Here is a 12,854-nt window from a genome sequence, read left to right as displayed (position 1 = left end):
CGCTCAGCGGGTGGGCTGCGGGTCGGTGACGTCGGCGACCGTGGCGTCGAGGGCGGCGATCGCGGTGTCGGCGTCGATCGCGATGGCGAGACCCCGCTCGCCGGCACCCAGGGTGATCTCCCGGCCGCGCAGTCGCTCGTCGGCGACCACAGGCCAGGCAGTGCTCGCGCCGAACGGGGTGATGGTGCCGCGTTCGTAGCCGGTGGCGGCCAGGGCGCCCGCCGTGTCCGGCATGGAGAGACGGTGCACCCCGAGCAGGGCGCGCAGCTTGGGCCAGGAGATGACCCGGTCGCCGGGGGTGAGCACGAACAGGTGATCGTCTTCACTTCGGCGGACCACTATGGTCTTGACCACGTCGGGGACGGCTACGCCCCGGACGGCGGCGGCCTCCGCGAGACTGCCGACCGCACCGTGGCTGACCAGCCGATACGGCAGTTTGGCGGCGTCCAGGGCGGTGATCGCTGGCGATGGCATGCCCGCCACGGTAGCCGTCGGGCCTGCCACCGGACGGGAAACTGCCAGCGCCGACATCCCACGGTTTCCAAACGGCGAGCGTAAGGTGATCACATGCGCGCTGAGCGTGTGGATCAACCGATTGACCATGATCAAGCGGTGGACACGCTGCGGCGGTCGTACGCCGCGGTGCCCACGGGCGAGCCTGTCCGGCTGGCCAAACGCACCTCCAACCTGTTCCGCCCCCGGTCCGCTCCCCGGACTCCGGGGCTCGACGTGAGTGGCCTGAACGGCGTGCTGTCGGTCGACCCGGCCGGCCGTACCGCCGACGTGCAGGGCATGTGCACCTACGAGGACCTGGTCGACGCGACGCTGCCGCACGGGCTGATGCCGCTGGTGGTGCCGCAGTTGCGCACCATCACGCTGGGCGGCGCGGTGACCGGCCTCGGGATCGAGTCGACCTCGTTCCGTAACGGCCTGCCGCACGAGTCGGTCCGGGAGCTGGACGTGCTCACCGGCTCCGGCGAGATCGTCACCGCCCGACCCGACGGCGAGCACGCCGACCTGTTCACCGCGTTTCCCAACTCGCTGGGCAGCCTCGGTTACGCCACCCGGTTGCGGATCGAGCTGCAACCGGTCGGCCGGTACGTGGCGTTGCGCAACGTCCGGTTCACCCAATTGGAGGCGCTCACCGACGCGATCGCCGAGGTGACCGCCACCCGGTCCTGGGCCGGCGAGCCGGTGGACGCGATGGACGGGGTGATGTTCAGCCCCGGCGAGGCGTACCTGGTGTTCGCCACGTTCACCGACGGGGCCGGCCCGCCCAGCGACTACACGGGTCAGGGGATCTACTACCGGTCGCTGCGACGGCGCACCCGTGACGTGCTCACCGCGTACGACTATCTGTGGCGCTGGGACACCGACTGGTTCTGGTGCTCGTCGGCTTTCGGCGCGCAGCACCCGGTCGTGCGCAGGCTCTGGCCGGCGCGTTACCGGCGCAGCGACTTCTACCACCGACTGGTCCGGTTGGAGCACCGCCACCAGGTGGCGGCCCGGATCGACCGGCTGCGCGGGCAACCGGCCCGCGAGCGGGTCGTGCAGGACGTGGAGATCCCGCTGGACCGGACGGCCGACTTCCTGCGCTGGTTCGCCGGCGCGGTGGGAATGAACCCGGTGTGGCTGTGCCCGTTGCGGCTGCGTGAGCCGGCGGGGCCCGGCTCGGCGCGGTCCTGGCCGTTATATCCGCTCCGGCCGGGGGAGGACTACGTCAACATTGGGTTCTGGGGGAGCGTGCCGATCGCGCCGGGCGCCGCCGACGGCGACGTCAACCGCACGATCGAACGCAGGGTGTCGGAGTCGGGCGGGCACAAGTCGCTCTACTCCGATGCGTACTACGACCGGGACGCCTTCGATCGCCTGTACGGCGGCGACACGTGGCGCGCGGTGAAAGACCGCTACGACCCGGACCACCGGCTGACGGGACTGTACGAAAAGGCGGTAGCACGAGCATGAGCCTGACCGACAGAGATCAGGGGGCGGCGAGCGTCCCCGCCACCCCGCCGGCGGGGGGCCGGCACACGGGTCCGACCGTCGCGGATGTCGTCCGCGCGGTCACGGCGGGGCCGCTGCCGGTGCGGATCACCGGGTACGACGGCAGCGCCGTCGGCCCGTCCGACGCCGGCATCACCCTGGCGATCCAATCCGAGCGTGGGTTGTCGTACCTGCTCACCGCACCCGGCGACCTGGGCATGGCCCGGGCGTACGTCAGCGGTGACCTGGCGTTGCAGGGCGTGCACCCGGGTGACCCGTACGAGGCGTTGCGGGTGCTCAAGGACGAGCTGCGGTTACGCCCACCGTCGCTGGCCGAGGGGTTGGCGCTGGTCCGTGGGCTGGGCTGGGAGCGGTTGATGCCGCCGCCGGCACCGCCGCAGGAGGCGCAGCCGCGCTGGAAGCGGGTGATGAACGGGCTGCGGCACTCGCGGGTGCGTGACGGCGCGGCCATCTCGCACCACTACGACGTCTCCAACGCCTTCTACGAGAAGGTGCTCGGCCCGTCGATGACGTACACCTGCGCGGTCTTCCGTTCTCCGGACGACACGTTGGAGCAGGCCCAGGCGGCGAAGTACGACCTGGTCGCCGGAAAGCTGGCGCTGAAGAAGGGGATGCGGCTGCTCGATGTCGGGTGCGGCTGGGGTGGCATGGTGCGCCACGCCGCCCGCGAGTACGGCGTCAAGGCGCTCGGGGTGACCCTGTCGAAGGCGCAGGCGCAGTGGGCGCAGGCCGCGATCGAGCGGGAGGGGTTGACCGAGTTGGCGGAGGTGCGGCACCTGGACTACCGGGACGCGCCGGCCGAGCAGTTCGACGCCATCTCCTCGATCGGGTTGACCGAGCACATCGGGGTGCGCAACTACCCGGCCTACTTCGGGGCGCTGCGCAGCCGGCTACGGCAGGGCGGGCGGCTGCTGAACCACTGCATCACCCGGGCGGACAACCGGGCGCCGCACCGCTCCGGCGCGTTCATCGACAGGTACGTCTTCCCGGACGGTGAGCTGGCCGGTCCGGGCCGGTTGATCAGTGAGGTGCACGACGCCGGGTTCGAGGTGCACCACGAGGAGAACCTGCGCCAGCACTACGCGCTGACGCTGGCCGCCTGGTGCCGCAACCTGGTCGAGCACTGGGACTTCTGCGTCTCGGAGGTGGGTGCGGGCACCGCCCGGGTGTGGGGGCTCTACATGGCCGGGTCGCGGATGGCGTTCGAACGCAACGGCATCCAGCTGCACCAGGTGTTGGCCACCCACGACGGCCCGAACGGTGTGAGTGGCTACCCGCTGCGACCGGACTGGTTGCCCTGATCACCTGCTGACCGTCGCCTGAAGCCGCGTCGAAAAAGTCGGCGCGGCTTCTCGCGAAGCGATTGACAAAGAAGTTTTGTACGTACAAACTGATTTTGCCATGAGAGACGTCCTGTACCTGGAGCAGATCGAGCAGGCCGAAGTCCTGCTCAAGCCGCAGCGCGTCGAGGTGCTGCGGCAACTGGCCGAGCCGCGCACCTGCACCGAGGTGGCGGCCCGACTCGACCAGACGCCACAGCGCGTCTACTACCACGTCAAGCAGCTCGTCGCGGCTGGCCTCGTCGAGCTGGTCAACGAACGCAAGGTCCGCGGCATCACCGAAGGCATCTACCAGGCCGCCGCCCGGTCCTACTGGCTCTCCCCGCGGCTCGTCGGCCGAATCGGCCTGCGCCGGGCCCGCGACGAGCTGAGCCTCGGCTACCTGCTCGACCTGATGGAGGAGGTCCAGGCCGACATCGCCGGCCTGGACCGGGCGGCACCCGAGCTGCCCTCGATCGGGGTCTCCGGCGAGATCCGGGTGCCCGCCGAGCAGCGCCAGCAGTTCCTGCACGACCTGCAAACCGCACTTCAGGACCTGTTCACCCGCTACGGCGGCAGCGAAGGAGATGCCTTCAAGCTGGCCGTCGCCTGCTATCCGAAAGGGAACGACAATGAGTGAGCCGATGAAGGTCCAGGCCCGTCTCTCCGCGCCGGTCGGGCGCGTCCGCCAGGCCCTGACCGACCCGGCCGAGCTGCGTGTCTGGCTGGCCGAGCACGCCGAGGTCGAGCTGCCTCAGCGGTACGAGTTCTGGGGCCGCTACACGCCCGAGGGCGACGCGCCGCACCAGCGGCTGCTGCACGCCGACGACGACACGCTGCGCTTCAGCTGGCTGCTCGACGGGGTGGAGACCACCACCGAACTCCAGTTGACCGCCGAGGGCACCGACAGCACAGTGCTCACGCTGACCCAGAGCCACTTCGACTTCGCCGAGGCGATGAGCGGCTCCAGCATCCGGGGGGTGCTCCAGACGTTCTGGGCGCTGTCCATCGCCAACCTGGCCGCCCACCTGGAGGGCAAGCCGCTGCTGCCCCGCACCGACTTCACCTCCGCCGACCTGCGCGGTGAACTGGTCATCGCCGCCCCCGCCGACAAGGTGTGGGAGTCGCTGACCAACTCCGAGCAGGCCACCGCCTGGTTCGGCTACCCGATCGGCATCGAGCCCTGGGTCGGCGGCCGGTACGCCATGGGCGGCTTCGAGAACGGCTACGCCGCCAAGATCGTCGACCTGGAGCCCGGCCGGCGGTTGTCCGTCGACTGGGGCCCGACCGGCGTGACGAACTGGGAGCTGGCCGAGTCCGGTGGCCGGACCACGCTGACCTTCGTGCAGAGCGGCTTCGACGAGGCCAACCCCCCGTACGGGGCCTGGAGTGGCTCGGTTGCCGGGCTGTTCGAGCTGCGCCGCTTCCACGAGGTGCCGAACTGGCAGCCGATCTGGCTCTCCGAGGAGATCCCCGGCCTGGAGCCCGCGCCGTCCAACTGAGGGTTTCGCCTTGATCGGTTCGCTTGATCGTGCTCGATCAGGGATGTAGTGGCCTCGTTCACCGCGGAGACCACTACATCCTGGATCGAGCACGATCTTGTGTGTCGGGGCGGGCCCGGGGGATCCGATGGCGGGATCTGGTGACTTTTCGCTGTCGAGTGGGTACTGGCGGGCGATGTTCTTCATCTTTGGTCTGCGTACCAAGGTCGACCGGTCCGGTGTCGTGCAGCAGGTCTGCCGCCACTGCGGCAACCAGGCCGCGCAGGTGATCACCCGCCGCTCGACGAAATTCACACTCTTCTTCATTCCTCTCGTTCCGATCCGCACCCGGTACGCGCAGCAGTGCACGTTCTGCGGGGCCGAGTACGAGATCTCCAAGTCCGACGCCGAGCGCCTCCCGGTCGGCTGATCCGACGATGGAACGCTTCCTCTGCTGGCTGATCGGCCGACCGACGTTCTCGGCCGACGTGGCAGTGCACACCGTTGCCCGCCCGCCCTGCACCCCTGGCCGGCGCAGACGCCGCCGCGCACGTCGTCCGATGGCCGGCACCGCGCTGCCCCGCTCACCCTGGAACCGATCCGCGGGCCGCTGACCGAACGCGCGAGGACGCTCAGCGCGCAGGGGCCGCACCGAGCGCAGCGGGGTGCACGTTCGGCTCTGGCGGCGTCTCTGGGCGCTGGTTAGGCTTTCGGGGTTTGCCGTGGACCGGCGCCGCCGAGGGTGCACGCACGACGAAAGAGCCGGAGCGACCGTGTCCCGACAGGACGGCAAGCAGGCTGTGGGGACGCTCAGCCCCGCCGGTGCGTTCGTCGCGGCTGCGGTGATCCTGTTGGAGGCGGGTTGGCTGGTCGCGGCGTTGCCCGGTGCCGCGCTGGTCAGCGACGTGGGCGCGATGCTGGTCGCCGGTTGGGCGACGTTCGCGTGCGTCGGGGTGGCCCGTCGGCATCCCGCGCCGCTGCGCCGGTTCTGGACGCTGCTCGCCGTCACCATGGCCCTCGCCGCGATCGGCCGGGCGGTCTGGGCGGTGCAGCGGCTCGTCGGCGGTGACCTGCCGCACACGCCGGTGGTCGGGGTGGTCTTCACCGCCGGCATCCTCACCGGCACGGCCGCGCTGCTCAGCTCGCTGTCTGCGCCACGGACCGCTGTCGGGCGGGCCCGTACGTTGCTGGACGGGGTGATCGTCGCCCTGGCCCTGGTGCCGATCGGGTGGGTGCTGGTCTTCCGTGGGGTCGCCGCCGCCGAGCTGGCCGACCCGGCGCGCACGCTGGGGCTGCTCTTCCCGATGTTCGACCTGATGCAGCTCACCATCCTGGTCGCGGTTTCCGGCCCAGCCCGGCCGATGTGGCGGCCGATGACCGTCCTCGCGGCGAGCCTCACCCTGCGGGTCGTCGCCGACGTCGTCTACGTGTCGCTTGTCGCCCGCGCCGACTACGCGGCCGGTCACCCGATCGACCTGTGCTGGCCGTTGAGTTACCTGCTGATCGGCCTGGCCACCCGGAACCCGCCACCACCGGACTGCGACGGCACCGACGACACCGCCGAGTCACCGCTGCCGCCCTGGTGGCGGGTGGCGTTGCCGTACCTGCCGGTGGGTGGGGCGATCATCGCGGTGGTGCTGGCCCGTCGGCCCACCGGGCAGACCCCGCAGCTGGTGTTCGTGACCATGATGGTGTTGCTGGCGGCCCTCGCCGTCCGGCAGGGGTTGGCCGCCAACGAGAACCTCCGGTTGGTGGCGCGGCTGCGCCGGCTCGCGTACGGCGACCAGCTCACCGGGCTGCCCAACCGGCTGTTGTTCAACCGGCGGTTGCGCCTGGCCCTGCGCGACGGGCGACCGGTGGCCGTGCTGCTACTCGACCTGGACGGGTTCAAGCAGGTCAACGACCGGTTCGGGCACGCCACCGGTGACACCCTGTTGACCGGGCTCGCGGCCCGGATGCACACCGCCGTGAACGGCGACGGCACCATCGCCCGGCTCGGCGGCGACGAGTTCGCGGTGCTTGTCGACGGCGACCGGCCGGTGTCACCCGAACGACTCGCCGAGCGGCTGTTGGACGCGTTGCGGCCCTCCGACGGCGAGGAGGACGTAGGGGTGCACCCGTCGGCAAGCATCGGCATCGCCGAGTACGGCCCGCAGCACGCCTCCCACAGCGACCTGCTGCGCGACGCCGACATCGCCATGTACGCGGCCAAGGCCGCCGGGAAGTCCGCGTACCGCACGTGCACGGCGGCGTTGCGCGAGTCGGCCGTCTCCCGCGCCGAGTTGATCGCCGACCTGCGCCGGGCGGTCGACGAGGACCAGCTGCACCTGGAGTTCCAACCCATCGTCGACCTGACCACCGGCGCGGTGCGCAGCGCCGAGGCGCTGGTGCGCTGGCGGCACCCTCGGCTGGGGATGTTGCCGCCGTCGAGGTTCCTGCCGCTGGCCGAGGAGACCGGGCTGATCCTGCCGATCGACCGCTGGGTCATCCACGAGGCGTGCCGGGCCGCCGCGACCTGGCGGGGCCGGGTGCCGGAGGCGACAGTCGCGGTGAACATCGCTGCCGCGCACCTGCGTCGGCCGGACCTGATCGCCACTGTCACAGCTGCCACCAGCGCCGCCGGGTTGGCACCACGGGCGTTGACCCTGGAGTTGACCGAGTCGGCGCTGATCGAGGGCACCGAGGCGGTGCTGGAGCGGCTGCACCAGCTCCGGGAGCTGGGCATCCGGATCGCCATCGACGACTTCGGCACCGGCTACTCGTCGCTGAGCTACCTGCACCGCATCCCGGCCACCGAGCTGAAGATCGACAGGTCGTTCGTGGCCCGGCTGGGCACCGACGACCGGGCGTACGCCACTGTGGAGATGGTCACCCGCCTGGCCGGCGCGTTCGACCTGGCGGTGGTCGCCGAGGGGGTGGAGACCGAGCGTCAGCACGAGGCGGTCACCGCGATCGGCTGCCCACGAGGCCAGGGCTATCTGTACGGGCGGCCGGACGCCCCCGCCATGGTGGGCCAGAATCGGAGTTGACTCTCACGTAACGGCAGGCAGGAGCCTGGTTCCCGGAAGGGAGGGGGACCATGGCGTACACGGTGGGTCAGGTGGCGAAGGTCGCCGGCGTGACGGTGCGGACGCTGCACCACTACGACGAGATCGGGTTGCTCTCGCCCAGCGGGCGCACCTCGGCCGGTTACCGCCGCTACGACGACGCGGACCTGCAACGGCTGCAGCTCGTCCTGTACTACCGGGAGCTTGGTTTCCCGCTTGAGGAGATCACCGCGATCATCGACGACCCGGCGGCCGATCCGGCCGCGCACCTGCGCCGGCAGCACGAACTGCTGACGGTACGGCTCAAGCGGTTGCAGGAGATGGTCGCGGCGATCGAGTTCGCGATGGAGGCGAGCAAGTTGAACATCCAACTCACGCCGGAGGAGCGGTTCGAGGTCTTCGGCGACTTCAGTCCGGAAGAGCACGAGGCCGAGGCGGAGCAGCGGTGGGGCGGCACCGACGCGTACCGGGAGTCGAACCGGCGGGCCTCCCGCTACACCAAGGACGACTGGCTGCGGATCAAGGCCGAGAACGAGGACTGGGGCCGGCGGATCGTCGCGCTGATGGCCTCGGGCGCCCCGGCCGACAGCACGGAGGCGATGGACCTGGCCGAGGAGCACCGGCAGCTCATCAGCCGCTGGTTCTACGAGTGCTCGTACGAGGTGCAGACCGGGTTGGCCGACATGTACCTGGCCGACGAGCGGTTCACCGCGTACTTCGAGAACATCGCCCCGGGGCTGGCCGCCTATCTGCACGAGGCGATCCACGCCAACGCGATCAGCCGGGCGTGACACGGGGTGCGGTCCGGCTACTCTGGCCGGACCGCACCGCCCGGGGGAGATGACAGTGCAGAAACCGAAGCTGATCGCCGCTGTCGCCGTGCTCGTGGTGGCGGTCGGTGCCGGGGCGTGGGCGCTGGTCGCCGCCGGCGACGACGAACCGGACGCGGGTCGTCCGGCGGCGTCAGCGAGTGCCGACCCGGTCGGTGTGCTGAAGGCCGCCGCCGCGAAGGCCGACGAGCAGCCGTACAAGCTGACAGTGGGCACCGGCGGCGCGGACGGGGACGCCACAGTGCTGCTCTGGGATCCGAAGGCGAAGCGTGGTCTGGAGACCACCTCGTTGAAGGTGCCCACCGGTGTGGTGAAGATCGAGCGGTTGACCACCGGACCCGACGTGTACGTGCGGGTCAGCGCCCCGGACCGCCGCGTCCCGGTGTGGGACGGCAAGACCTGGTGGCACGTCGGCGCCCCGGGCGCCCCGGCGGCCAAGCAGGGCCTGGACAACACCCGGCTGGCCAGCACGCTGGGCGCGCCGGCTGGGGTGCGGCAGACCGCGGAGCGTGAGTACGCGGGCACGTTGGACCTGCGCCAGAGCGGCGCGGTGCTGGGCAGCGGGGTCGGCAACGTGCTCGGTGACCGGGCCGGGGCGGTGCCGTTCACCGCAGCCGTGGACGAGCAGGGCCGGCTGGTCCGCTACCGCATCGAGTTGGCCAGCGAGCAGTCGCAGACCGCCCAGCTCGACCTCACGTACTCGGACTTCGGGTTGTCGGTGTCGGCGGACCCGCCGGCGGCCGACCTGGTCGGCGAGGACCCGCCGGCGAACATTCCCGGCGCGTGACGTCGGCTCACTCCTCGACCGCCCCCTCGGCTGGGGTGACCAGGAAGTCGTAGACGGTGCGGGCCATCCGCCGGACCGTCTCGTCGCCGGTGGCCATGGGTCCGGCGGTGAGGAACGCGACGGCGGTCTCGGTGCCGGGGATCAGGTAGTAACCGACGTCGTGTGAGGCGTCCGGCAGGTCACCGGTCTTGTGGGCCACCGGCACACCGGGTGGCAACGCCGCCGGGATCTTCGTGTTCAGGGTCTGTTCCCGCATGAACCCGATCATCAGGTCGCGGGAGGCGGGGGTGAGGATCTCGCCGTCCCAGACCGCGCCGAGCACTGACACCACGTCGTCCGGGCTCGTGTAGTTCTCCTCGCCGCGTTGCGCCGCAGCACTGTCGAGCATCCGGCGGGCCAGGATGGTGGAGCGTTGGTTCATCGAGTCGATCAGCGCGTTGACCGGGGCGAACCCACCCAGGTAGGTGATCAGCACGTTCGCGGCCACGTTGTCGCTGTACTTGATCAGGTACTGGGCGAGCCGGCGCAGCGTGACCACCTGCGGGAACGTCTCGAACTGCAGCTGGCCGGTGCCGCCGACCACGTCCTCCGGGGTGACCAGCACCCCGTCGTCGAGAAACACCTGTCCACAGTCGACCTGGCGCAGCAGTTCGACGAGGATCCACAGTTTGATGACGCTGGCCGCCTTGGGGCGCAGCGAGCCGTTGACGGCGATCTGCTGGTCGCCGTAGCGGCCGGACAGGTCGCGGACGGTGACCCCGGCCGGGTTGAGGCTCGCGTCGGCGACCACCCGGGCGAGCTGCCCGCTGAGCGGGAACAGTCGGGCCCCGGCGACCGGGTCGGTCGGCGGCTGCGGGCTGGTGACCACCACGCCGGTCAGCGTCGTCGGCGGGCGGTTCCGCTGAATCACCTCCAGCGTGCCCTCGCTGCGCCCGATGAGCGGCACCCGGTAGCGGTAGGCGGTCCCTCCGACGACGACCGCCCCACTGGCCACCCCGGCGGCGACCCGCATGGTCGGGTCGGCGACCCGGCCGGTGTCGCCGTCGCAGGCGCGGTAGCGCACCGTGTGCCCGAGCGAGTCCACCGCGAACACCCCGCCGGGAAACGACAGCCAGGACACCTCGCTGGTCGGCGGGCGCTCCGGCGTGGGGTCCACTCCGGGTTCGTGGCTCTCCGCGGCGGGCTCGCGGCCCGGGCCGTCCGCGGTGGCCGGCCCGGTCGTCGCGAGCACCGCGAGCGCGACCGCCGCCGACAGCCACTTCAGGGGTACGCGGGCAGAGTTCCCCAGCAGGGAAGATGAGCGCCTCTTGTCGCTTTTTCTCACGTTTGCACGATATGGAGCGCTGGTGGCGGGTGAGGCCGGCGGGACCGGTGTCACCCGTCTGGGCGGCGATGTCCTGACGAGCGTGATGACACAGAGACATCAGGATGACTCACAGGCATCATGCTCATCAGCAACCTCGACTCCTGGAGGTCCATCATGTTGATCATCGCAGGCAGCTTGCGTGTCGAACCGGAAACCCGCGACGCCTACCTGTCCGGCTGCGGCCCGGTCATCGCGCGGGCGCGTGCCACCGCCGGTTGCCTCGACTTCCTGCTGGCGGCCGACCCGTTGGAGCCCGACCGGATCCACGTCTACGAGCGCTGGGAGTCCGCGGAGCAGCTGGCCGCGTTCCGTGGCTCCGGGCCGGACGACGCGCAGGAAGCGGCCATCCTCGACGCCGACGTGCAGCGCTACCTGATCGCCGGCGTCGAGGCACCCTGACCCCACCGCTCAGGTCGGTGGCAAGGGGCCGGTGGGCAGGCCGGGTGCCATCCGGCGGATCGAGGCGAAGGCGGGCGTGAGGGCCTCGTACAGCTCGGCGAAGAGCGGCAGCAGCGCCGCGTAGGTGGCGGCGGCGGCCGGGTCCGGGCGGACCGTCTCCTCGATCCGCACCAGGTCGGCCGCGACGTCGATGCTGGGGATCAGCCCGAGCGCCTCCATGCCGAGCAGCGCGGCGCCGAAGCTCGACCCCTCGTGCGCGGCCGGGAAACTCACCGGCAGGCCGAGGGCGTCGGCCAGCATCTGCCGCCACAGGCCGCTGCGGGCGAAACCGCCACCGGCCCGGACCTCCCGGACCTCGTTGCCGGCCGCGCGCACCGAACTGAGCACCAGCGCGAGCTGCTGGCAGACGCCTTCCAGCGCCGCCCGCACCAGATGCTCGCGGCGGTGTGCGTGGGTCAACCCCACATACGCGCCGCGCGGCAGGGCGCTCCAGTGTGGTGCCCGTTCGCTGTGCAGGTACGGCAGCATGATGAGCCCGCCCGAGCCCACCGGCGCGCGGGCCGCCAGGGCGACAAGGTCCTCCTCGGCGTGCTCACCCAGATCCGGGGCGAGCGCCGCGCCGGCCCACTTGAGCACGATGCCGCCGTTGTTGATCGCGCCACCGACCGCCCAGCGATGCTCGGTCAGCGCGTAGCAGAACACCCCACCGAGCGGGTCCACGCCGGGCCGCTCGACCATCACCCGCATCGCGCCGCTGGTGCCGATCGAGCAGGCCACCATGCCGGGGTGCACGGCGCCCAGGCCCAGGTTCGCCAGTGGTCCGTCGCCCGCGCCGACCACCACCGGGGTGCGCTCCGGCAGGCCGGTCTCGGCCGCGGCCTGCGGGGTGAGGTTGGGCAGCACGGCCGTGGTGGCGACCAGTTGTGGAAGCTTTTTCTGCGTGATGCCGGCGATGCCCAGCGCCTCGCTGTCCCACTCCAGCGTGTGGATGTCGAGCAGGCCGGTGGCCGAGGCGATTGAGTGGTCGGTGACCAGCGTGCCGCAGATCCGCAGCAACACCCAGTCCTTGATGCCCACCCAGTGCGCCACCCGCTCGAAGAGTTTCGGCTCCTGCTCGGCGAACCAGAGCAGCTTGGGCAGCGGCGACATCGGATGCATCGGCGTGCCGGTACGCCGGTGCAGGGCCAGCCCCGACGGCACCGCCCGCAACCGCTCGGCCTGCCGCGTCGACCGCGAGTCGGCCCAGGTCACCGACGGGGTGAGCGGATTGCCGTCAGGGTCCAGCCCGATCAGGCTGTGCATGGCGGAGCCGAACGACAGCCCGGCCACCGGCTGGACCAGCTCGGCCACGACCATGCTGATCGACTTGAACACCGCTTCGAGGATGAGCTGTGGGTCCTGCTCGGCGTAGCCGGGTTGCGGGTTGTTCAGCGGGTAGCCGACCAGGTGACTGCCGAGCTGCCGACCGTCGGTGTCGTACGCGACGGCCTTCGTGCTGGTGGTGCCGATGTCGACCCCGATCACGACCCCGGGCAGCGTGACTGCCGGCACGACCGCCACCCCCCTCAGGAAACGTGAATCGACGCAAGCGTATCGCCCTATCGTGCTATTTGGTCCGCCG

Annotated in this window: 12 protein-coding genes; 9 read left to right on the top strand and 3 right to left on the bottom strand. The window is 71.0% G+C overall.

Translation table 11 applies throughout. The features are described from left to right. Positions 1 to 3 precede the first annotated feature (3 nt). Positions 4 to 474 (bottom strand): aminoacyl-tRNA deacylase, encoded by a 471-nt coding sequence (locus OH804_RS22880; protein WP_406059425.1) that lies wholly within the window; start codon positions 472 to 474, stop codon positions 4 to 6. A 93-nt stretch (positions 475 to 567) separates the two neighbouring features. Between OH804_RS22880 and OH804_RS22875 the strand changes: the two genes are divergently transcribed. The 8 genes from OH804_RS22875 (at position 568) to OH804_RS22840 (ending at position 9,468) form a co-directional block, all read left to right on the top strand. Then, positions 568 to 1,965 carry an FAD-binding oxidoreductase gene (locus OH804_RS22875; protein WP_196921250.1) on the top strand — a complete coding sequence of 466 codons (1,398 nt, stop codon included), beginning with the start codon at positions 568 to 570 and terminating at the stop codon, positions 1,963 to 1,965. Next, on the top strand, positions 1,962 to 3,305 hold the full coding sequence (locus OH804_RS22870) for a class I SAM-dependent methyltransferase (protein WP_406059423.1): 1,344 nt from the start codon (positions 1,962 to 1,964) through the stop codon (positions 3,303 to 3,305). The genes OH804_RS22875 and OH804_RS22870 overlap by 4 nt, the downstream gene beginning before the upstream one ends. A 100-nt stretch (positions 3,306 to 3,405) precedes the next feature. Then, positions 3,406 to 3,963, top strand: coding sequence for a helix-turn-helix domain-containing protein (locus tag OH804_RS22865; RefSeq protein ID WP_030490876.1), 558 nt, complete (start codon positions 3,406 to 3,408; stop codon positions 3,961 to 3,963). Then, positions 3,956 to 4,825: an SRPBCC family protein gene (locus OH804_RS22860; RefSeq protein WP_406059421.1), complete on the top strand. Its 870-nt coding sequence runs from the start codon at positions 3,956 to 3,958 to the stop codon at positions 4,823 to 4,825. Before OH804_RS22865 ends, OH804_RS22860 begins: the two co-directional genes overlap by 8 nt. A gap of 175 nt (positions 4,826 to 5,000) precedes the next feature. Then, positions 5,001 to 5,234, top strand: coding sequence for a zinc-ribbon domain-containing protein (locus OH804_RS22855; protein ID WP_196921253.1), 234 nt, complete (start codon positions 5,001 to 5,003; stop codon positions 5,232 to 5,234). Between the two features lie 343 nt (positions 5,235 to 5,577). Beyond that, positions 5,578 to 7,833 (top strand): putative bifunctional diguanylate cyclase/phosphodiesterase, encoded by a 2,256-nt coding sequence (locus OH804_RS22850; RefSeq protein ID WP_406059419.1) that lies wholly within the window; start codon positions 5,578 to 5,580, stop codon positions 7,831 to 7,833. A 50-nt stretch (positions 7,834 to 7,883) separates the two neighbouring features. Beyond that, positions 7,884 to 8,642: a MerR family transcriptional regulator gene (locus OH804_RS22845; protein ID WP_196921254.1), complete on the top strand. Its 759-nt coding sequence runs from the start codon at positions 7,884 to 7,886 to the stop codon at positions 8,640 to 8,642. Between the two features lie 55 nt (positions 8,643 to 8,697). After that, positions 8,698 to 9,468 (top strand): hypothetical protein, encoded by a 771-nt coding sequence (locus tag OH804_RS22840; RefSeq protein ID WP_406059417.1) that lies wholly within the window; start codon positions 8,698 to 8,700, stop codon positions 9,466 to 9,468. Positions 9,469 to 9,475: 7 nt separating this feature from the next. On the opposite strand, the gene OH804_RS22835 is transcribed toward OH804_RS22840, so the two are convergent. Next, entirely contained in the window at positions 9,476 to 10,792 is a 1,317-nt protein-coding gene (locus tag OH804_RS22835) for a serine hydrolase (protein WP_406059415.1), read from the bottom strand. A gap of 156 nt (positions 10,793 to 10,948) precedes the next feature. Here OH804_RS22835 and OH804_RS22830 point away from each other — a divergent pair, with 156 nt between their 5' ends. Continuing rightward, positions 10,949 to 11,233 carry a putative quinol monooxygenase gene (locus OH804_RS22830; protein WP_406059413.1) on the top strand — a complete coding sequence of 95 codons (285 nt, stop codon included), beginning with the start codon at positions 10,949 to 10,951 and terminating at the stop codon, positions 11,231 to 11,233. Between the two features lie 9 nt (positions 11,234 to 11,242). Here OH804_RS22830 and OH804_RS22825 read toward each other — a convergent pair whose 3' ends face one another. After that, on the bottom strand, positions 11,243 to 12,784 hold the full coding sequence (locus OH804_RS22825; RefSeq protein WP_406059411.1) for a gluconokinase: 1,542 nt from the start codon (positions 12,782 to 12,784) through the stop codon (positions 11,243 to 11,245). Positions 12,785 to 12,854: the final 70 nt, after the last annotated feature.

It is taken from the genome of Micromonospora sp. NBC_00860 (genome assembly GCF_045207375.1).
In the GTDB taxonomy this organism is placed as follows: Bacteria; Actinomycetota; Actinomycetes; order Mycobacteriales; family Micromonosporaceae; genus Micromonospora; species Micromonospora vinacea.
The sequence above is the reverse complement of the archived record's forward strand: the minus strand, read 5'-3'. Positions and strand labels throughout refer to the sequence as shown.

Coding starts and splice junctions, on each gene's coding strand:
- OH804_RS22880 (WP_406059425.1), bottom strand. CDS start 474: ATGCCATCGCCAGCGATCACCGCCCTGGACGCCGCCAAACTGCCGTAT.
- OH804_RS22875 (WP_196921250.1), top strand. CDS start 568: ATGCGCGCTGAGCGTGTGGATCAACCGATTGACCATGATCAAGCGGTG.
- OH804_RS22870 (WP_406059423.1), top strand. CDS start 1,962: ATGAGCCTGACCGACAGAGATCAGGGGGCGGCGAGCGTCCCCGCCACC.
- OH804_RS22865 (WP_030490876.1), top strand. CDS start 3,406: ATGAGAGACGTCCTGTACCTGGAGCAGATCGAGCAGGCCGAAGTCCTG.
- OH804_RS22860 (WP_406059421.1), top strand. CDS start 3,956: ATGAGTGAGCCGATGAAGGTCCAGGCCCGTCTCTCCGCGCCGGTCGGG.
- OH804_RS22855 (WP_196921253.1), top strand. CDS start 5,001: ATGTTCTTCATCTTTGGTCTGCGTACCAAGGTCGACCGGTCCGGTGTC.
- OH804_RS22845 (WP_196921254.1), top strand. CDS start 7,884: ATGGCGTACACGGTGGGTCAGGTGGCGAAGGTCGCCGGCGTGACGGTG.
- OH804_RS22830 (WP_406059413.1), top strand. CDS start 10,949: ATGTTGATCATCGCAGGCAGCTTGCGTGTCGAACCGGAAACCCGCGAC.